An 18,651-nucleotide genomic window follows, 5' to 3' on the forward strand; every position below is an offset into this window, starting at 1 on the left:
ATGAATACACAAACCTCATCACTATTTACTGAAATACAGCAAACTCTTTCGAGTTTACCAACTATTTCAGAAGAGCGAAAACAATTTTTACAACCTCTTGTAAGTTACATTCAGGAAAAATTGAGCAATAAAGAAGTTATAAATCTGAATTTTATTTGTACTCATAACTCAAGAAGAAGTCATTTATCGCAAGTATGGGCACAAACAATGGCTTTTTATTATCAAATTCCGAATGTACTTTCTTATTCAGGAGGAACAGAAGCTACTGCTATGAATGCAACAGTTGTAGATACTTTAGTAGGTAACGGATTTAGAATTCAGCAATTATCTGAAGGCACAAATCCTATTTATGCAATAAAGTACGCAGAAAACATACCTTCTATAATAGGTTTTTCTAAAAAATATGATGATACGTTTAATCCTACTTCAGCATTTTGTGCTATCATGACCTGCTCACAAGCCGACGAAGGATGTCCTTTTATTGCTGGTGCTGATAAGAGGATTCCTGTTACCTATGAAGATCCTAAATTATACGACGGTACATCTTCTGAAAAAGAGAAATACTTAGAGCGTAGTTTACAAATTGCAGCTGAAATGCACTATGTGTTTTCTACTGTAAAAAATTAACCTTTAAACTTTATTGGTAAGTGTACCACTTTTTTAGTTTCGAAGAAATCTTCTTCAAAAAAGTCGGGCAAATCATAAATGGTGGCTTTAGGGAAGTTCGCAAGTTCTTCTGTAAGGTCACCTCCTTTTAAATATAAGATTCCGTTTTTTAACGCGTGGTTTTCTTTCTTTTTTACCTTATTTTTTACCCAACGATGAAACGTTTCCATTTGCGCTACCGCTCTACTCACAATAAAATCATAAGTTTCATCTACCTCCTCTACACGTCCGTGAATTGTTTTTACATTTTCTAAACCTAATCCTTCAACAACTTCGTTAACCACTTTAATTTTCTTTCCGATAGAATCTACCAAATGAAATTGTGTTTCTGGAAATAAAATAGCTAACGGAATTCCTGGAAAACCTCCACCAGTACCTACATCCATTACTTTGGCTCCTGTTTTAAACTCCATAACCTTCGCAATTCCTAACGAATGTAATACGTGGCGCAAATACAATTCATCAATATCTTTACGAGAAACAACATTAATTTTTAAGTTCCAATCTTGATACAGTTCTTGCAACTTAGAAAATTGTTCTAATTGTGTTTCTGTTAAATTGCTAAAATATTTTTTTATAAGTTCCATGAAGTCATTTTTTCCGCTGCAAAAATAAAAAACAATTTGGTATTGTTAATTTTTAAATAAAAGATATTAATCTGGTTAAAAAGTTAGTGTATAGCAATAACCATGAACCAAAAACGTTTATTTTTGCGATACAAACAAACAACAAATGACAACAGTAAACTTCTCAAGAATAGACAAAACAAAGTTTTTTAGAACTTTAAACAAAAGAGTTAATACTTACTTTAAAGAAAACGAGATTAAACGTACAGGAAACTGGAAGTTATACACAAAGGCAATAATTATGTTAGCTATGTTTATTGTTCCTTTCGTATTAATTTTAACTATTGACATGTCTCAATGGATAAAATTAGCCTTAACTGTATTAATGGGAGTTGGAATGGCTGGAGTTGGAATGAATGTCATGCACGATGCTAACCATGAATCTTTCTCAAGCAAAAAATGGGTAAACAAACTTTTTGGAAGTAGTATTTATATCTTAGCTGGTAACGTATATAACTGGAAAGTACAGCACAATGTATTACACCACACCTATACAAACATTCAAGACCATGATGAAGATATGGATGCTGGTAGAATAATCCGTTTTTCTAAACACTCACAATGGTTATGGATTCATAAATTCCAAAAATACTATTCAATCTTTTTATATGGATTGTTAACTATTAACTGGGCAATTACTACCGATTTTAAACAAATGCACAGCTATTTAAAGCGTAAGTTATCTTATGGTGAGTTTCCAAATCCAGCTAAAGAATGGACTAAATTAGTGGTTTCTAAAGTGATGTATTATGCTCTTTGGCTTGTATTACCTATCGCGGTTATGAATGTTGCTTGGTGGAAGGTTTTAATCGGATTTTTTGTAATGCACTATACTGCTGGTATTATTTTAAGTGTAGTTTTTCAATTAGCACATATTGTTCCAAAAACAGAAACTCCTTTACCTGATGAAGATGGTAACATGAAAAACACATGGGCTATTCATCAGTTATATACCACTGCAAATTTTGCACCAAGAAACTGGTTTATTAATTTTTACACAGGTGGGTTAAATCATCAAGTAGAACACCATATCTTCCCTCATATTTCTCATATTCATTATGATAAATTAGCTAAGATTGTAAAAGAAACTGCCAAAGAATTTAACCTTCCTTACAACGAATACAAAACAACTCGTAAAGCAGTTATTGAACATTTCAGACATTTAGCTGAGCTAGGAAGAAAACCTCAATTAGCATAAATCAACACACAAGATAACAACACAATGTCAAACGCATTATCAAACAGAATTAACAGTTTACCTGTATCGCAAACTTTAGCCATGGCTGCTAAAGCAAGAGAATTAAAGGCTGAAGGTAGAGATATCATCAGTTTAAGTTTAGGAGAACCAGATTTTAATACTCCTGATTTTATTAAAGATGCTGCTATTGAAGCTATCAATCAAAACTACAATGCTTATACTCCAGTTGATGGATATGTAGAGTTAAAAGAAGCTATTTGTGAGAAGTTTAAGCGTGATAATAACTTAACATATGCTCCAAACCAAGTAGTTGTTTCTACAGGAGCAAAACAATCTATTGCTAACGTAGCCCAGGTATTATTAAACCCTGGTGATGAAGTATTATTACCAGCTCCTTATTGGGTAAGTTATTCTGCAATTGCAACTTTGTGTGAAGCTAAGTTTACCGAAATTCCTTCTTCAATTGAAAATGATTTCAAAATCACTCCAGAACAATTAGAAGCTGCTATTTCACCAAAAACAAAAATGATTTTCTTTAACTCGCCAAACAACCCAAGTGGAACAATTTATAGCGAGGAAGAATACAGAGCATTAGCTAAAGTATTAGAAAAGCATCCAGATATTTATATTTTATCTGACGAAATATATGAGCACATTAACTACGGAACAAAACCATTTAGTTTTGCTGCTATTGAAAGCATGTACGACCGTACCATAACTGTTAACGGATTGGCTAAAGCTTTTGCCATGACAGGGTGGAGAATTGGTTATATTGGAGCTCCTGAATGGATTGCTAAGGCTTGTACTAAAATGCAGGGTCAAATTACTTCAGGAACTAACTGTATTGCTCAACGTGCTGCAATTACAGCTGTAAAGGCATCACCAGAAAAAGTACAATATATGGTAGATGAGTTTAAAAACCGTAGAGATTTAGTCTTACAGTTATTAGGTGAAATCGATGGATTTAAACTTAACGTACCTGAAGGTGCTTTTTATATTTTCCCAGATATTTCTGATTTCTTTGGAAAAACTATCCGCGGAAAAGAGATTAAAGATGCTAACGATTTTTCTATGTTATTGTTAGAAGAAGCAAATGTAGCTACAGTTACTGGTGAAGCTTTTGGTGCACCAAACTGTGTTCGTTTATCATATGCTGCTTCTGAATTACAATTACGTGAGGCAATTAAGAGAATTAAAGAAGTTTTAAGTTAACTAACTTAAACAACTAAGTATAAAAAAATCCGTAAGACGTGTCTTACGGATTTTTTATGCTCTAAAATGGAACTTTTAATTTCCTTACTTTTTTCTTTTTAAGCTTCTTTAGATACAATGCTTTTTTGTTATAATCAATAAAGGCTTTTCCCAACTCTAAAATATCTGCACCTATAATTCCATCTACCTCATCAGCATCATGCTGTTTTAAAGCCGTATTTACATGCATTAAATCAAACAATACTAAATCACAATCATTCGCTTTCCACTTCCCTATTTTAAGAGAATTGTTTCCTGACTTATGTGTTTCCATATCCGTCGCTCCTGCTCCAGCAGCTTTCACTTCACTTTCTTCAGAAACAAGTTTAAAACGCTCTATTAAATCTAACCCAACACACGAATTGGAAGCGCCTGTATCTAAAATAAACCTTCCTTTAACACCATTTATCTCCGCATCTAACTCTAAATGATTTGTGATCATTTTTTTGAGTTTTATTTTAATGTATTTCTTTTTTAGTAATACTTTTTTCAAACTTGCCATTTCTTGTACTTTTGTCTCGTAAAGATACGGCAATAAATGATTACAGATACACACACCCACTTATATTCAAGTCAGTTTGACGAAGACAGAAACGAAATGATACAACGCGCTAAAAAAGCTGGTGTTTCTCGTTTTTTTATTCCTGCAATTGATAGTTCGTATACAGAACGTATGTTCGACTTAGAAAAAAACTATCCAGAAGATGTGTTTTTAATGATGGGCTTACACCCTACTTCGGTAAAAGAGAACTACCAAGAAGAATTAGCGCATGTAAAAGAGTGGTTAGATAAGCGTGACTTTTATGCTATTGGTGAAATTGGTATCGATTTGTATTGGGACAAAACTTTTTTACCACAACAACAAGAAGCCTTCCGTACGCAAATTCAGTGGGCGAAAGAGAAAAAACTACCTATTGTAATTCATTGTCGTGATGCCTTTGATGAAATTTTTGAAGTTTTAGAAACAGAAAAAGGAGACGATTTATACGGAATTTTCCACTGTTTTACAGGAACTTTAGAACAAGCTGAAAAAGCAATTTCCTACAACATGAAATTAGGAATTGGTGGTGTAGCGACATTTAAAAATGGAAAAATTGACAAGTTTTTAAATCAAATTGATATCAAACATATTGTCTTAGAAACCGATTCTCCTTATCTAGCTCCTACTCCATATCGAGGTAAACGTAATGAAAGTAGCTACATAACTAATGTTGTGGATAAATTAGTTGATATTTATGGATTGACTTTCGATGAAATTTCGGAAATTACAACACAGAACTCTAAAGACATTTTTGGTGTCTGACCTACAAACTACATATTATAAAACTCCTATAGGAATTGCCAAAATTGATGGTGATGAAAATGGAATCCAATCGATTTCTGTATTAGACGATGATACTTCCACTAGCCTCATTACCTCAAATGAAACTCCAACTTGTTTACAAGATTGCGTTACTCAACTAAATGAATATTTTACTGGTACCAGAAAAGAATTTGACCTAAAGTTAAACCCACAAGGAACAACTTTTCAACAATCTGTTTGGAATGAGTTATTATATATTCCTTTTGGCAGCACTAGAACCTATTTAGAACAAACCAAACAATTAGGAGATGTAAAAGCAATTCGTGCGGTAGCTTCTGCCAATGGTAAAAACCCAATTTGGATAGTTATTCCGTGTCACAGAGTTGTAGGTTCTGATGGCTCTCTAACTGGATATGCAGGAGGTATTTGGCGTAAAAAATGGTTATTAGAACACGAAAGTGGAGCAAAACAGCAAACGTTGTTTTAATTACATATTGATAACCAAGAGATTAAACCTTAATTTAAATTGCGTTTTTCTATAAAGAATTTCTTCAATAAAAAACCACATTCTTCTTCTAAAACCCCTGATACTACTTTCGTTTTCGGATGTAGTTTTGTTTTCAACACACTAAAGCCAAGTTTTGGTTCACTTGCTCCATACACTATCTTTCCTATCTGCGCCCAATAACTCGCTCCTGCACACATCTGGCAAGGTTCCAGCGTAACATACAAAGTACAGTCTTTTAAATATTTCCCTCCTAAAAAATCGGATGCTGCTGTAAACGCTTGCATTTCGGCATGTGCAGTAACATCATTTAACAACTCTGTTAAGTTATGTGCTCGTGCTATTATTTGATCTTTAAAAACAATAACTGCACCAACAGGAACCTCTCCTTTATCAAAAGCGGTTTCGGCTTCTTGTAAGGCTTTTTTCATAAAGTAGGCATCATCAAACGGATTCATAAGTGTGAGTTTATGCAAGTGTTTAAACAAATGTAGCCAAAATTTGTTTGTGTAAACTCTACCTAAAATACTTATTTTTACCAAAATTTACGATTTGATTTCAATCAACACTTCTGAGAATAAAAAAGTCTATTTTGCTTCTGACCAACATTTAGGAGCTCCAACTTCTGAAGCTAGTTTTCCTCGTGAACAAAAGTTTGTTACATGGTTAAACGAAGTTAAAAAAGATGCTGAAGCAATTTTTATTCTAGGTGATTTATTCGATTTTTGGTTTGAGTATAAAACTGTTGTTCCAAAAGGTTTTGTTCGTGTTTTAGGTAAACTTGCTGAAATAAAAGATAGTGGTATTCAGATTTACTTTTTTGTTGGAAATCATGATTTATGGATGCATGATTATTTTGAAAAGGAATTAAACATTCCTGTATACCATACTCCTCAAGAATTTAAAATTAACGATAAACTATTTTTAATTGGTCATGGTGATGGATTAGGTCCTGGAGATAAAGGATACAAGCGTATGAAAAAAGTGTTTACATTCCCGTTATTTCAATGGATGTTTCGTTGGCTACATCCAGATTTAGGTGTTCGATTAGGACAATACATGTCGGTTAAAAACAAATTAATTTCTGGTGATGAGGATGCTAAATTTTTAGGCGAAGACAATGAATGGCTAGTACAATATTGTAAACGTAAATTAGAAACCAAACACTACGATTATTTTGTTTTTGGACACAGACATCTTCCTTTAGAAATTCAACTTAAAGAGAACAGTGTTTACCTTAATACGGGTGATTGGATTCAGTATTATACCTATGCGGTTTTTGAAAACGATAAATTATTCTTAAAAGAATATAAACAATAAAAAGAGCACCTCAAAAAGGTGCTCTTTTTTATCTAACAATTAAGCTTAAAACTTAAAGGTTAATCCTGCTTTAAAAGTCATTCCATTAAATCCAAATTGATTCACCTCCCATGGATACTTAAAACGACCTCCTAAGTCAGTTACAAAATCTCCTTTAGTATCAATTGCATCTGGGTAAATATCAAATAAATTGTTCACCTGAGCATTAAAAGAAATCATGTCTGAAAACTCATACCCAAAAGACACATCCGTAATTATTTTTCCACTAAACGTCTGATCTTTTCCTGGGTCTGTAGCATGTTGCCAAGCTACCTCTCCAAAATAAGTATTATTAAGATAAGCTGTAAACTTTTTGTACTTATAATCCGCTCCAAATAGAAGTTTAGTATTAGGCCTAGCACTAATAATTCTTGACTGCTCTTTTCTATTAAAAATAGCATTTTTATAATTCGCTAACTTAGTTGGAGTTTTTACTTCTCCTTCTAGTTTAGTTTTATTTATATTTAATGCTAAGTTTAACCCTAATTTACCTGTCGCAAAATCGATGTTTTTATAACGCATTGTATAATCAAAACCTTCTGTTTTAGTATCAGCAGCATTGATAAAAAACTTAATACTTGTTACTGAGTTATCATCTAAAATCTGTTGAACATCTGCATTTGGATTACCGTCATCATCAGTTCCTCCTATTTCTCCAGAAAACACAACTCTATCATCTACTTTAACATTGTAATAATCTAACGAAATTGTAAAATCATTTGAAGCCTTAACTGTAATACCAGCCGAAATATTTTCAGAAGTTTCAGCAAATAATGGATCAACTCCTAAATCTCGAATTACTGGACTTACATTATTAAATGTTCCTTGGTTTGAAATAGTACCTCCTGAAACTAATGTTTGTACATTACTCAGATATACTTGATGTAACGAGGGTGCTCTAAACCCTGTACTATATGAAGCTCGTAACACTCCTGCTTCTCCTAATTTGTATCTAGAATTTACTTTCCATGAAAAATTATCTCCAAAATCTGAATAATTCTCATAACGAACTGCTCCCCCTATTAAAAAATCTTCTGAGACATCCCAATCTAATGTCCCATAACCACCTATATTAGTTCTTGTTTCATTTAAAGCATTACCTGGTTGTAAACCTGGAAATGATTGTGCTCCCCCGTCAATATACGAAGCCTCTTCTCCAGCAGTTACCTCAAAACGTTCTTGTCTTGCTTCAACTCCAAACCCTATACTTACATCTCCAAAAGAACGACTCATATCAAAGTTCCCAACAATATTACTGAAGGCATACGCTCCAGCATCAAAAGAAGTAGGGCTATTAGCTCCTAAACTTACATTAATAGTATTACCTATAGTATAATCAACAGAGTTACGTCCGTAACTACCACTTAAATCAGCATTAAATCCTCCTAACTTAAAATTGCTACCTGCTGTAAATAAAATATCTTGAATATCTGTTTCAAAAGTTGGTTGAAATCCTTGGTATTCACCTCCATTGTATAATGGATTATCACTCCCGTCAAATGAAATTCCTGGCCAATAAGGAGCTCTATACAATGCAAAACTTTTACCTTGTCGTATGTTAAACCCTCCAAAAGCATATAACTTTACATTTTCATTTAAAGGGTATTCTGCATTCACAAATAAATCTCCCTTTTTCATTTCAGGCTGTCCTATTGTCATTCCTAAATCAGGATTATTTTGAATCCAAGGATGAGTTCCATTTGATAATGTTTCTGCAAAAGCTAATCCTGCATCTAATTCAGCCTGTGTTATGTTTCCGTCATCAAACTCATCTTGAAAAATTCCTTCCCATGTCTTGCCAAATAAAATATCTGTACCTGGTTTTCCTGCTCTATTGGTTTTCTCTTGGTAACTCAGTCCTAAAGTAGCATTAACAAAACCTCCTTCTCCGAAAGTAAATGTATGATTTACATCTCCGTCAATATTAAATCCGTCTCCTTCTTTGGTTACCCCTGAGTTTACATTTACCTGAGTGAAATCAATATTCTTCTTCAATATTATATTAACAACACCAGCTACTGCATCAGAACCATACTGAGCAGATGCACCATCACGTAAAATTTCTACCCTTTCAATAGCAGCAGTAGGGATACTTTTCATATCTACTCCAACTTCTCCTTTACCTGGTGTATCATTTACATATACTAAAGCACTTTGGTTCTTACGCTTTCCGTTCACCAAAACTAAAGTTCTACTTGGCCCTAATCCGCGTAAATCAGCAGGATCAAAATGCGCTGTTGCATCGGAAATCGTCTGGTTACTTGAGTTGTAAGAAGGAACTGTATAAGTTAGCATTTGGTCTATATTTGTTTGACCTGTAGCTTGTAACTCTCGCACACTTACATTATCAATAGGTACTGCAGAATCTAAGATTGTTCTTGGCTTAGCACGGTTACCTGTTAACACAACTTCGTCTAAAACATTATCTTCTTTTAAAACTACAGTAACAAAAGAAACATTGTATAATGTTTTTTCTAACGTAGTAAAACCTACCGAAGAAAACACTAACGTAGCAGGCATCTGTTTAACATTGAGCACAAATTCACCTTGTTCATTAGTACTTACCCCATTAACTGTCTCCTTTTCCAAAACATTAACTAAAGCAAGTGGTGTTCCACTTTCATCAGTCACTTTACCTTTAATTGTCTGACCAATCATTGATGTAAATGACATCAATAAAATAAAGACAAAAATTTTGTTTTTTGCTTTCATAAGTGTATTCATTAGATTTAGTTTATATACAATGTTAAAAGTGTTAATTTTATACCAGAATAACAAATTTTTTATTATAAAAATGACATATACACAATTAAAAACACTATTATTTAACAGAAAATCATTCAATCATGGCTTTTTACCTTTAACCATACTTTAACAACTCTTATTTTCTTATTATTGTAGCTTTGTTTCATAAAATTCTAATTTATTTCAAATACTATGGATATAGACGTAAGAGCCATCAATGAAAAAATAGAAAGAGAGAGTGCCTTTGTAGATTTATTAACTACAGAAATGAATAAAGTAATTGTTGGTCAAAAGCACATGATTGAACGATTGCTTATAGGGCTTTTAGGAAACGGACATATCTTGCTAGAAGGTGTTCCTGGACTAGCTAAAACATTAGCTATTAATACACTTTCTAAAGCTGTTGATGGAAGTTTTAGCCGTATACAGTTTACTCCAGACCTGCTTCCTGCCGATGTAGTAGGTACGATGATATACAACGTAAAAGAAAATGACTTCTCAATTAAAAAAGGACCAATTTTTGCCAACTTTGTATTAGCTGACGAGATTAACCGTGCACCAGCAAAAGTGCAATCTGCGTTATTAGAAGCTATGCAAGAACGTCAAATTACAATTGGTGACGAAACATTTAAGCTAGATGAACCCTTCTTAGTAATGGCAACTCAAAACCCAGTTGAACAAGAAGGTACATACCCTCTTCCTGAGGCGCAAGTTGACCGTTTCATGTTAAAAACTGTAATTGACTATCCAAGATTACAGGATGAACAACTTATCATGCGTCAAAACTTAAATGGAAGTTTTCAAAAAATAAACCCTGTAATTTCTATAGAACAAATTATCAAAGCTCGTCAGGTAGTAAATGAGGTGTATATGGATGAAAAAATCGAAAAATATATTTTAGATATCATTTTCGCAACTCGTTACCCTGAAAAATATAACCTAGAAAAATTACAACCATTAATTAGTTTTGGATCTTCTCCTCGTGGTAGTATCGCTTTAGCAAAAGCAGCAAAATGTTATGCGTTTATTAAACGAAGAGGATATGTAATTCCTGAAGATGTTAGAGCTGTGGTAAATGATGTATTACGCCACAGAATTGGAATTACTTACGAAGCAGAAGCAGAAAACATTACTTCAATAGATATTATTAATTCTATTATTAACGAAGTACAAGTACCTTAATCAATTATCAATGAACAATTATCAGCCGAATATATTTTTACTGATTATTGATAACTGTTAACTGAGAATTGAAAACATGGATACAAAAGAATTACTAAAAAAAGTTCGAAAAATAGAAATTAAGACACGTAGGTTGTCTAATCATATTTTTGGAGGAGAGTACCACTCAACCTTTAAAGGGCGTGGTATGACTTTTTCTGAAGTACGCCAATATCAATACGGAGACGATATTAGAGCTATTGATTGGAATGTTACCGCTCGCTACAACGAACCTTATGTAAAAGTTTTTGAGGAAGAACGCGAACTTACTATGATGTTAGTAGTTGATGTTTCTGGTTCTGAGTTTTTTGGTACTTCCGAACAATTTAAAAAGGATACTATTACTGAAATTGCCGCAACGTTAGCTTTTTCAGCCATTCAAAATAACGATAAAGTTGGTTTAATCCTGTTTTCCGATCAAGTTGAATTATACATTCCTCCTAAAAAAGGAAAAAGTCATGTGTTAAGAATTATCCGTGAGCTTATCGAATTTCAGCCTAAAAGCAGACAAACCAATATTAGTGAAGCTCTTAAATTTTTATCTAATATTATGAAAAAGAAAGCGATTGTTTTTATGCTTTCTGATTTTATGGATGATGGCTACGAACGAACCTTAAAAATTGTTGGTAATAAACATGATGTAACAGGTATTCGTGTGTACGACAAACATGATGAGGAAATTCCGAATTTAGGTATGGTTCAAATGTTAGATGCTGAAACAGGAAAAACTCAATTGGTTAATACGAGTTCAAAATCAGTTAGAACTCACTATAAAGCTAATGCTTTACGTTTAACTGATTATTTTGAAACTACATTTACAAAAAGTGGTGCAGGAACTATTAATACTAGAGTTGATGAAAGCTACGTACGTAAATTATTAGGTTATTTTAAACGAAAAGGATAAGAACAAACAATGAAACACAAACTACTTTACATATGCTTGTTTTTAACTTCTTTTGCCTTTGCACAACAACCTCAGGTAAAAGTAGAAATTGACACAACAAACATCAGAATTGGTGAACAGTTTCAATATAAAATATCTGTTGATGAAACAGAAAATGTTATCATTCCTAAATTAGAAAACCTAAAAGGGTTGGAAGTAATTGATACCCTAAAAATTGACACTATTGAAAACAAATTGGTTCAAAAATATATTTTAACAGGATTTGATAGTGGTGCATTTTACATTCCAAGGCAGCAAATATTTATTAGAAACCAAGCCTATTTAACGGATAGTTTATTAGTAAATGTTACTACTGTTCCTATCGATACTACCAAGGTTAAAAAATTCCCTATTAAAGGAATTAAAGGAGAACCTTATCAGTTTGATGATTTTAAACAATACATTTGGTGGGGCGTAATAGCTATTCTAGTCATAGTACTGTTACTTTATTTCTTTGTTTTCAAAAAGAAAAAAGAACAACAAGAAAAAGTTGTTGTTCCATTATTGGCTCCTTATGAAGAAGCAATGCAAAAACTAACCGAATTAGATAAGAAATTATTGTGGCAAAATAATCAAGTAAAACAATATTACAGCGAGTTAACTGATATTATTAGGGGATATATTGAACGAGAGTTACATGTACCTGCCTTAGAAAGTACTACTGATGAATTAATTGACATTTTAAAAGATTTTAACGATACAAAATCAATAGAAACTTCTAGAGAAATTATTGACAAATTAAAAGGTCTATTACAAGAGTCTGACTTAGTAAAATTTGCAAAGTCTAAACCTTTATCACACGAAATAGAAGAAGACCGAAAAGATGCAAAGCTTATTATAGACAATTTAAAACCTAAAAAACAAGTAGAAGAAGATGAAGTGGAATAATTTTGAATTTCATAATCCTGAGTTTCTATGGTTGCTAGTATTAATTCCTTTATTAGCTTTTTGGAGTTTTTATACCCGAAAAAAAGATAGTGCAAAATTAAAAATGTCAAGCACCAAAGGTTTTAAAACACAAGGCTCTATTTTACCTAAACTAAAACCTTTACTACATTTATTACGCTTGCTAGCGTTAGCTTGTTTAATAATTGCTTTAGCCCGCCCAAGAAATGTGGCAGTTAGCAAAAAAACAAAAACAAATCGCGGTATTGATATTGTAATGGCTATTGATGTTTCAGCAAGTATGTTAGCCAAAGATTTACAACCTAACCGATTAGAAGCTTTAAAAAGAGTAGCTACCGACTTTGTCAATCGTCGTCCGAATGACCGTATTGGTATTGTAGTATATGCAGGAGAAAGCTTTACACAAACCCCGATTACTAGTGATAAATCTATCGTAAAAAGAACCATTTCTGAAATTAAATGGGGACAATTAGAAGATGGTACTGCTATCGGAATGGGATTAGGATCTGCTGTAAACAGATTAAAAGAAAGTAAAGCAAAAAGTAAAGTAATTATTTTGTTAACCGATGGTGTTAACAATGCTGGTTTTGTTGATCCTAAAACAGCTACCGAATTAGCGAAAGGAAACGAAATAAAAGTATACACTATTGGTATTGGAACTAACGGAATGGCTCCTGTACCTTGGGCAAGAGACCCTAGAACAGGCAAGATTTCATTTAAAAATAAACCCGTAGAAATTGATGAAGCTCTATTAAAACACATCGCATCCGAGACCAATGGAAAATATTTTAGAGCCACCAATAACACTAAGTTAAAAGAGATTTACGACGAAATTGATAAGTTAGAAAAAACTAAAATCGAAGAGTTTAAATATTATAATTATTCAGAGAAATACCGTTTTTTGGTATTTCTAGCAGGAATATTTTTATTATTAGAATTCACCTTAAAAAACACCCTTTTTAAAAGTTTTATTTAAACAAAATGTACAAACTAGAAGAACCAATATATTTTTATCTTTTTGCAATTATTCCAGTAATAATTGTGGTTTTCCTACTAGTTTTATGGTGGAAAAAACGAACACAAAAAAAGTTTGCTAACGAAGTTACATTGGCTAAAATAGCACCGAACACCTCAACCTTTAAATCAGTATTAAAACTTGTTTTCTTTTTAGTAGGATTATCGTTTTTAATTCTTTCGTTAGTAAACCCTAAAATGGGAACAAAATTAAAAACTGTAAAAAGAGAAGGTGTAGATGTTGTTTTTGCTCTAGACGTATCTAAAAGTATGTTGGCAGAAGATATTGCTCCTAATAGACTAGAAAAAGCAAAACAAATTATCTCTAAAACTATTGATAAATTAGGAAGTGATAGAGTTGGTATTATTATCTATGCAGGTAATGCCTATCCTCTACTACCTATTACTACCGATCATGCTGCCGCAAAAATGTTTTTGCAAAATGCAAGTCCAGATATGGTTTCTAGTCAAGGTACCGCTATCAATGAAGCTTTAAACTTAGCAAAAACTTATTATGATAACGACGAACAAACTAATCGTTTTTTAATTATTATTTCTGATGGTGAAGATCATCAAGAAGAAACCAAACAAGTTGCTCAAAATATCGCTAACGAAGGTGTAAAAGTTTACACCGTTGGAGTGGGTACTGAAAAAGGTGGTCCAATTCCCATCAAATTAAATGGCGCACTTATTGGTTATAAAAAAGATAGGATGGGAGAAACAGTAATTACCCAACGTAAACCTGATGTTTTACAAGGAATTGCTGATGCTGCTGACGGACAATATTTTGATGGAAATAAAACTGAAAATCCAGTTGAAGCTATCGAAAAAATTATTGGTAATGCACAAAAAAGCGAGTTTGAAACCAAACAATTCTCAGACTACAAAGACCAATTTCAATGGTTTGTAGCTATTGGCTTGTTATTTCTAATTCTCGACATGTTTTTGTTTGATAAGAAAACCAAATGGTTAAAGAAAGTAGATTTATTTAATGAGGAATCTTAAATTCCATTAAGTAGTAATGTAGTATGAAAAGTTTACAGCAATTAATATTTATTCTATCTTTTATCACTTCAGCAGTGGTTAATGCACAACAAGACACGTTGAAGTTACAACGTGAAGCACGTGCTTTATTAAGAGACGGTAACAAACTATACAACAAAGAAAAATATAGTGATGCCGCCATTGCTTATAGAAAAGCCTTAGGTAAAGATAGTAAATACGAAAAAGCAAGTTATAACTTCGGAAACACCTTATATCAAGAAAAAAAGTACAAAGAAGCTATTGAGCAATACGAAGTAACTACTAAGATCTCCAAAAATAAGATAGCTCAGGCCGAAGCTTATCACAACATAGGCAATGCTATGATGGAAGAAAAACAATTTCAGCAAGCAGTTGAGGCATACAAAAATGCTTTACGAAGAAACCCTAATGATGATGAAACTCGTTATAACCTAGCGGTAGCTCAAAAAGAAGCCAAGAAACAAGAACAAAACAAACAGAACAATAACGACAAAGAAGACCAAAACCAAAACAATCAGAATCAACAAAACAAAGACCAAAAGGACAACAAAGACAAGCAAAACGATAAAAACAAGGATCAAAAAGGCGACGATAAGGACAAAAAAGATGATAACCAAGATCAGAAAAACGACGATCAAAACAATCAGCAAAAACCTAATCAAGACCAAAAAGACAAACAAAACCAACAACCTAAACCTCAACAGGGTAATATGACTCCTGAGCAAATGAAGCAGTTACTAGAGAGTTTAAATAATGAGGAAAATAAAACACAAAAGAAAATAAATGCGCAAAAATCAAAAGGAAGAAAAGTAAAACAAGAAAAAGACTGGTAATTTTTTCAGTTGTTAAAATCTTAATTATTTTTAGGCATTTTTGAAAAATGAATATGAAGTTGAAAGTATATATAACGTTATTAGTTAGTTTTATAACAATTGCCATTAGTGCACAAGACGCTGCATTAACGGCTACGGTTAGTAAAAACAAATTGGGAGTTAACCAGCGATTACGTATTGAGTTTTCAATTAACAAACAAGGAGGCGACAACTTTACCCCACCAAACTTTACTAATTTTAAAATAGTTGGTGGCCCTAGCCAATCAGTAAGTCAATCTTGGATTAATGGTAAAGTTTCTTTTAACCAATCCTACACTTTTATTCTTCAACCATTACAAAAAGGAGAATTTAACATTCCTTCTGCAAGCATTGAAATAGAAGGAAAAACCATTAAATCTAATCCTATAAAAATTATTGTATTAGATGCTATAGACATCCCTAAAAACCCAAATGACCCTAGTTATATTGCCGAACAAAACATTCATTTAGTTGCAGAAGTTTCTAAATCACAGCCCTATGTTGGTGAAGGAGTTTATATAGAATATCGTTTATATGTTAGCGATAATGTAAGCATTTATGATTTTGGGGTTACAGAGGCACCGCAATACAATGGCTTTTGGAATCAAGAAATAAAAGTTAATGGAACTCCAGTAAAAATAGGTACTTATAACGGAGAACGTCATCGTTACGCTGTTTTACACAAAGCATTATTAATTCCTACAACTTCAGGTAAACTGACAATAGATCCAATGAAAATGGATATTGTCGTAGCTGTACCTACTGGAAAAGCAGACTTCTTTGGAAACTTAATTACACGTCAAATCCGTAAAGAGTTTTCTTCAGCAAAAAAAGTAATTAACGCTAAAGCATTACCACTTCAAAATAAACCTGAAGATTTTACAGGCGCTGTTGGTCAGTTTTCTTTTGATGTTTCCCTTAGTAAAAACACCTTAAAAGCAAACGAATCATCTCAAATTAGAGTTGCTGTTAATGGAAAAGGAAACTTGAAACTATTTGAACTTCCTAAAATTGAAACTCCTAAAGAACTAGAGGTGTACCAACCTGAAAGAAAAGAAAGTGTTAGTGTTCTTTCTGATGGTTTAAAAGGATCAGTTACTGATAGCTATACAGTAGTTCCAGAATATAAAGGGAAATACAAAATTCCTAAAGTTAGTTTTTCTTACTTCAATCCTAAAGAAAAAGTATACCAAACCATAACTACAGATGATTTATATGTTGATGTGTTAGAGGGAAAAGAAATTACTACAAATTCTGATAATAATGCTGCAATTAAACAAGACGTAAAAGTTACGGGTAGTGATTTTAGGTATATTCAAACATCAACTAGTTTTCAACCTAAACAAAGAGAAGATTTCTTTAAATCAATCATATTTTATATTCTTTTATTAGTTCCAATCTTAGCGATTCCTGTTGGAATATTTATTCATAAGAAAAAAGAAGAACGCGATGGCGATGTTATAGGAAACAAACTACGAAAAGCTGATAAACTGGCTAAAAAATACTTATCAGAAGCTCAAAAACAATTAGGCAATAAAGAAGCTTTTTACGAAGCGTTAGAAAGAGCCCTACACAATTATTTAAAAGCAAAATTAAACGTAGAAACTTCTGATATTAGTCGTGAGAAAATCACTGAATTATTAGCTAATAAGAATGTTGATAGCACAACAATACATAGTTTTATTGATGTTTTTAATGATTGTGATTTTGCTAGATACACTCCTATTACCAATGTACAAATGAAAGAAGAGTACGAAAAGGCAAAACAATTAATAACGCAATTAGACCGACAATTATAATGAAAAAGCTAGCTATATTATTATTCTTATTGGTGTCATTTAGTACGTTAGCACAAAACACCAACGATTTATTTTCAAATGCAAATTCTTTGTATAAAGAAGGTAATTATGATGAGGCAATTAAATTATATAAGCAAATTGAAAGTCAAAACATTGCTTCTTCTGAACTATATTACAACTTAGGAAACTGTTATTATAAACTTAACAAAGTAGCTCCTACAATTTATAATTACGAAAAAGCATTACAACTAAACCCTTTAAACGAAGACGCTAAAAACAATTTAATTTTAGCTAAACGATTAACTTTAGATAGAATTGAAGCCTTACCTAAATCAGTATTTCAAAAATTTAATAAAAATTATTTACAAAAGCTTACTTATAACGCTTGGGCTATCGTTACTGTAGTAATATCTTTTATTGCTTCAATATTGTTTTTACTTTTTTATTTTGCTTACAGTCCTAACAAGAAAAGACTTTATTTTTCAACAAGCATCATCTCTTTTTTACTTTTAATAATTTCAATTACCATTACTTATTCACAGTACAGTCAGTCTAAAAACACGGTTGAGGCTATCATTTTTACAGAAGAAATTTCTATTAAGAATGAACCTATTTCTAATTCAGACGATGTTTTCAGTTTACATGAAGGAACTAAAGTTTTTATTTTAGATTCGGTAGACAATTGGAAGAAAATAAAACTAGCTGATGGGAAGATAGGTTGGACTCAATCTAAAAATTTAAAAGAATTATAACATTTTAGCTTTAAAAAAATAATTACTTTTGCAGCTGAACTTATAATAGTTATATCGATTGAAGTCTAAAATCGCCATATTTTTTGTTGTACTATTCGTAGGAATCATTGTTGCTCCTTCGATAATTACGTTGGTAGATAAAGACCAAGATATTACTATCTTCTTAAGTTTAAGTGAAGAAGAAGAAAACACAAAACATGTTAAGGTTGCAGAATTAAAAGCTCATCCTAACGGTGATTACACTTCTTTTTTATACAGAACTATTCAAAAAAAGAAAAACGTACGTTTTGAATCTAAAAACTATGTTTCTCAGTACCCTAAAATTCTAACTCCACCTCCCGAGTTTTTTACTGCTTAATTTTTTGACTAATTATTTCATGGAATAAAACTCCGTGTGACATTTAGTATCTAAAAATATCGTTGTTTGGACGAAGATTTAATAAGTTTTCGTACCCAAAACTTAAATAAGTAAAATAATTCATTTATAAT

19 protein-coding genes are annotated in these 18,651 nt (G+C 32.2%); 15 read left to right on the forward strand and 4 right to left on the reverse strand.

Annotation, left to right across the window (positions count from 1 at the left end):
• Positions 1-627: an arsenate-mycothiol transferase ArsC gene (locus tag C8N26_RS01425; protein WP_120185720.1), complete on the forward strand. Its 627-nt coding sequence runs from the start codon at positions 1-3 to the stop codon at positions 625-627.
• On the opposite strand, the gene rsmG is transcribed toward C8N26_RS01425, so the two are convergent.
• Positions 624-1,253 (reverse strand): 16S rRNA (guanine(527)-N(7))-methyltransferase RsmG, encoded by a 630-nt coding sequence (rsmG, locus tag C8N26_RS01430; protein WP_120185721.1) that lies wholly within the window; start codon positions 1,251-1,253, stop codon positions 624-626. The genes C8N26_RS01425 and rsmG overlap by 4 nt on opposite strands.
• A gap of 145 nt (positions 1,254-1,398) precedes the next feature.
• On the opposite strand from rsmG, the gene C8N26_RS01435 reads away from it, so the two are divergent.
• Together C8N26_RS01435 and C8N26_RS01440 are read left to right on the forward strand one after the other, a co-directional pair.
• Positions 1,399-2,490, forward strand: coding sequence for a fatty acid desaturase family protein (locus C8N26_RS01435; protein WP_120185722.1), 1,092 nt, complete (start codon positions 1,399-1,401; stop codon positions 2,488-2,490).
• Positions 2,491-2,514: 24 nt separating this feature from the next.
• A complete protein-coding gene (locus C8N26_RS01440; RefSeq protein WP_211327776.1) occupies positions 2,515-3,702 on the forward strand; it encodes a pyridoxal phosphate-dependent aminotransferase in 1,188 nt (395 codons plus the stop codon).
• Positions 3,703-3,763: 61 nt separating this feature from the next.
• Here the strand turns inward: C8N26_RS01440 and C8N26_RS01445 are convergent, their stop codons facing one another.
• Positions 3,764-4,243 carry a retropepsin-like aspartic protease gene (locus C8N26_RS01445; protein WP_120185723.1) on the reverse strand — a complete coding sequence of 160 codons (480 nt, stop codon included), beginning with the start codon at positions 4,241-4,243 and terminating at the stop codon, positions 3,764-3,766.
• A gap of 36 nt (positions 4,244-4,279) precedes the next feature.
• On the opposite strand from C8N26_RS01445, the gene C8N26_RS01450 reads away from it, so the two are divergent.
• Positions 4,280-5,044 carry a TatD family hydrolase gene (locus C8N26_RS01450; RefSeq protein WP_120185724.1) on the forward strand — a complete coding sequence of 255 codons (765 nt, stop codon included), beginning with the start codon at positions 4,280-4,282 and terminating at the stop codon, positions 5,042-5,044.
• Positions 5,037-5,531: a methylated-DNA--[protein]-cysteine S-methyltransferase gene (locus C8N26_RS01455; protein WP_245962508.1), complete on the forward strand. Its 495-nt coding sequence runs from the start codon at positions 5,037-5,039 to the stop codon at positions 5,529-5,531. Before C8N26_RS01450 ends, C8N26_RS01455 begins: the two co-directional genes overlap by 8 nt.
• A gap of 29 nt (positions 5,532-5,560) precedes the next feature.
• On the opposite strand, the gene C8N26_RS01460 is transcribed toward C8N26_RS01455, so the two are convergent.
• Positions 5,561-6,007: a nucleoside deaminase gene (locus C8N26_RS01460; RefSeq protein WP_120185726.1), complete on the reverse strand. Its 447-nt coding sequence runs from the start codon at positions 6,005-6,007 to the stop codon at positions 5,561-5,563.
• Between the two features lie 94 nt (positions 6,008-6,101).
• On the opposite strand from C8N26_RS01460, the gene C8N26_RS01465 reads away from it, so the two are divergent.
• A complete protein-coding gene (locus C8N26_RS01465; RefSeq protein ID WP_170141614.1) occupies positions 6,102-6,869 on the forward strand; it encodes a UDP-2,3-diacylglucosamine diphosphatase in 768 nt (255 codons plus the stop codon).
• Between the two features lie 45 nt (positions 6,870-6,914).
• On the opposite strand, the gene C8N26_RS01470 is transcribed toward C8N26_RS01465, so the two are convergent.
• A complete protein-coding gene (locus tag C8N26_RS01470; protein ID WP_245962509.1) occupies positions 6,915-9,632 on the reverse strand; it encodes a TonB-dependent receptor in 2,718 nt (905 codons plus the stop codon).
• 213 nt (positions 9,633-9,845) lie between these two features.
• On the opposite strand from C8N26_RS01470, the gene C8N26_RS01475 reads away from it, so the two are divergent.
• The 9 genes from C8N26_RS01475 to C8N26_RS01515 all read left to right on the forward strand — a co-directional run bounded on the left by C8N26_RS01475 (position 9,846) and on the right by C8N26_RS01515 (position 18,520).
• Positions 9,846-10,835, forward strand: coding sequence for an AAA family ATPase (locus C8N26_RS01475; RefSeq protein ID WP_120185728.1), 990 nt, complete (start codon positions 9,846-9,848; stop codon positions 10,833-10,835).
• Positions 10,836-10,911: 76 nt separating this feature from the next.
• Positions 10,912-11,778 (forward strand): DUF58 domain-containing protein, encoded by an 867-nt coding sequence (locus C8N26_RS01480; protein WP_028891402.1) that lies wholly within the window; start codon positions 10,912-10,914, stop codon positions 11,776-11,778.
• 9 nt (positions 11,779-11,787) lie between these two features.
• Positions 11,788-12,705, forward strand: a complete 918-nt coding sequence (locus tag C8N26_RS01485) for a hypothetical protein (protein WP_120185729.1) — start codon at positions 11,788-11,790, stop codon at positions 12,703-12,705.
• Positions 12,692-13,699 (forward strand): vWA domain-containing protein, encoded by a 1,008-nt coding sequence (locus C8N26_RS01490; RefSeq protein WP_120185730.1) that lies wholly within the window; start codon positions 12,692-12,694, stop codon positions 13,697-13,699. The genes C8N26_RS01485 and C8N26_RS01490 overlap by 14 nt, the downstream gene beginning before the upstream one ends.
• A 5-nt stretch (positions 13,700-13,704) precedes the next feature.
• Complete coding sequence (locus tag C8N26_RS01495) at positions 13,705-14,742, forward strand: VWA domain-containing protein (protein ID WP_211327777.1); 1,038 nt, start codon at positions 13,705-13,707, stop codon at positions 14,740-14,742.
• Positions 14,743-14,765: 23 nt separating this feature from the next.
• Entirely contained in the window at positions 14,766-15,593 is an 828-nt protein-coding gene (locus C8N26_RS01500) for a tetratricopeptide repeat protein (protein ID WP_120185731.1), read from the forward strand.
• A gap of 53 nt (positions 15,594-15,646) precedes the next feature.
• Positions 15,647-17,410: a BatD family protein gene (locus tag C8N26_RS01505; protein WP_120186064.1), complete on the forward strand. Its 1,764-nt coding sequence runs from the start codon at positions 15,647-15,649 to the stop codon at positions 17,408-17,410.
• Complete coding sequence (locus tag C8N26_RS01510) at positions 17,410-18,162, forward strand: tetratricopeptide repeat protein (protein WP_120185732.1); 753 nt, start codon at positions 17,410-17,412, stop codon at positions 18,160-18,162. The genes C8N26_RS01505 and C8N26_RS01510 overlap by 1 nt, the downstream gene beginning before the upstream one ends.
• A 58-nt stretch (positions 18,163-18,220) precedes the next feature.
• The gene (locus C8N26_RS01515; RefSeq protein WP_028891408.1) at positions 18,221-18,520 is read left to right on the forward strand and encodes a hypothetical protein; all 300 of its coding nucleotides are present in this window, start codon (positions 18,221-18,223) and stop codon (positions 18,518-18,520) included.
• Positions 18,521-18,651: the final 131 nt, after the last annotated feature.

Origin of the sequence: Tenacibaculum lutimaris, from assembly GCF_003610735.1 — a bacterium.
Classification (GTDB): Bacteria; Bacteroidota; Bacteroidia; order Flavobacteriales; family Flavobacteriaceae; genus Polaribacter; species Polaribacter lutimaris.

Bases quoted from the DNA above. Each gene is read 5' to 3' on its own strand.
- C8N26_RS01435 (WP_120185722.1), top strand. From the start codon at position 1,399: ATGACAACAGTAAACTTCTCAAGAATAGACAAAACAAAGTTTTTTAGA.
- C8N26_RS01450 (WP_120185724.1), top strand. From the start codon at position 4,280: ATGATTACAGATACACACACCCACTTATATTCAAGTCAGTTTGACGAA.
- C8N26_RS01475 (WP_120185728.1), top strand. From the start codon at position 9,846: ATGGATATAGACGTAAGAGCCATCAATGAAAAAATAGAAAGAGAGAGT.
- C8N26_RS01510 (WP_120185732.1), top strand. From the start codon at position 17,410: ATGAAAAAGCTAGCTATATTATTATTCTTATTGGTGTCATTTAGTACG.
- C8N26_RS01470 (WP_245962509.1), bottom strand. From the start codon at position 9,632: ATGAATACACTTATGAAAGCAAAAAACAAAATTTTTGTCTTTATTTTA.
- C8N26_RS01440 (WP_211327776.1), top strand. From the start codon at position 2,515: ATGTCAAACGCATTATCAAACAGAATTAACAGTTTACCTGTATCGCAA.
- C8N26_RS01460 (WP_120185726.1), bottom strand. From the start codon at position 6,007: ATGAATCCGTTTGATGATGCCTACTTTATGAAAAAAGCCTTACAAGAA.
- C8N26_RS01505 (WP_120186064.1), top strand. From the start codon at position 15,647: ATGAAGTTGAAAGTATATATAACGTTATTAGTTAGTTTTATAACAATT.
- C8N26_RS01445 (WP_120185723.1), bottom strand. From the start codon at position 4,243: ATGGCAAGTTTGAAAAAAGTATTACTAAAAAAGAAATACATTAAAATA.
- C8N26_RS01500 (WP_120185731.1), top strand. From the start codon at position 14,766: ATGAAAAGTTTACAGCAATTAATATTTATTCTATCTTTTATCACTTCA.
- C8N26_RS01490 (WP_120185730.1), top strand. From the start codon at position 12,692: ATGAAGTGGAATAATTTTGAATTTCATAATCCTGAGTTTCTATGGTTG.
- C8N26_RS01485 (WP_120185729.1), top strand. From the start codon at position 11,788: ATGAAACACAAACTACTTTACATATGCTTGTTTTTAACTTCTTTTGCC.
- C8N26_RS01480 (WP_028891402.1), top strand. From the start codon at position 10,912: ATGGATACAAAAGAATTACTAAAAAAAGTTCGAAAAATAGAAATTAAG.
- C8N26_RS01495 (WP_211327777.1), top strand. From the start codon at position 13,705: ATGTACAAACTAGAAGAACCAATATATTTTTATCTTTTTGCAATTATT.
- C8N26_RS01425 (WP_120185720.1), top strand. From the start codon at position 1: ATGAATACACAAACCTCATCACTATTTACTGAAATACAGCAAACTCTT.
- rsmG (WP_120185721.1), bottom strand. From the start codon at position 1,253: ATGGAACTTATAAAAAAATATTTTAGCAATTTAACAGAAACACAATTA.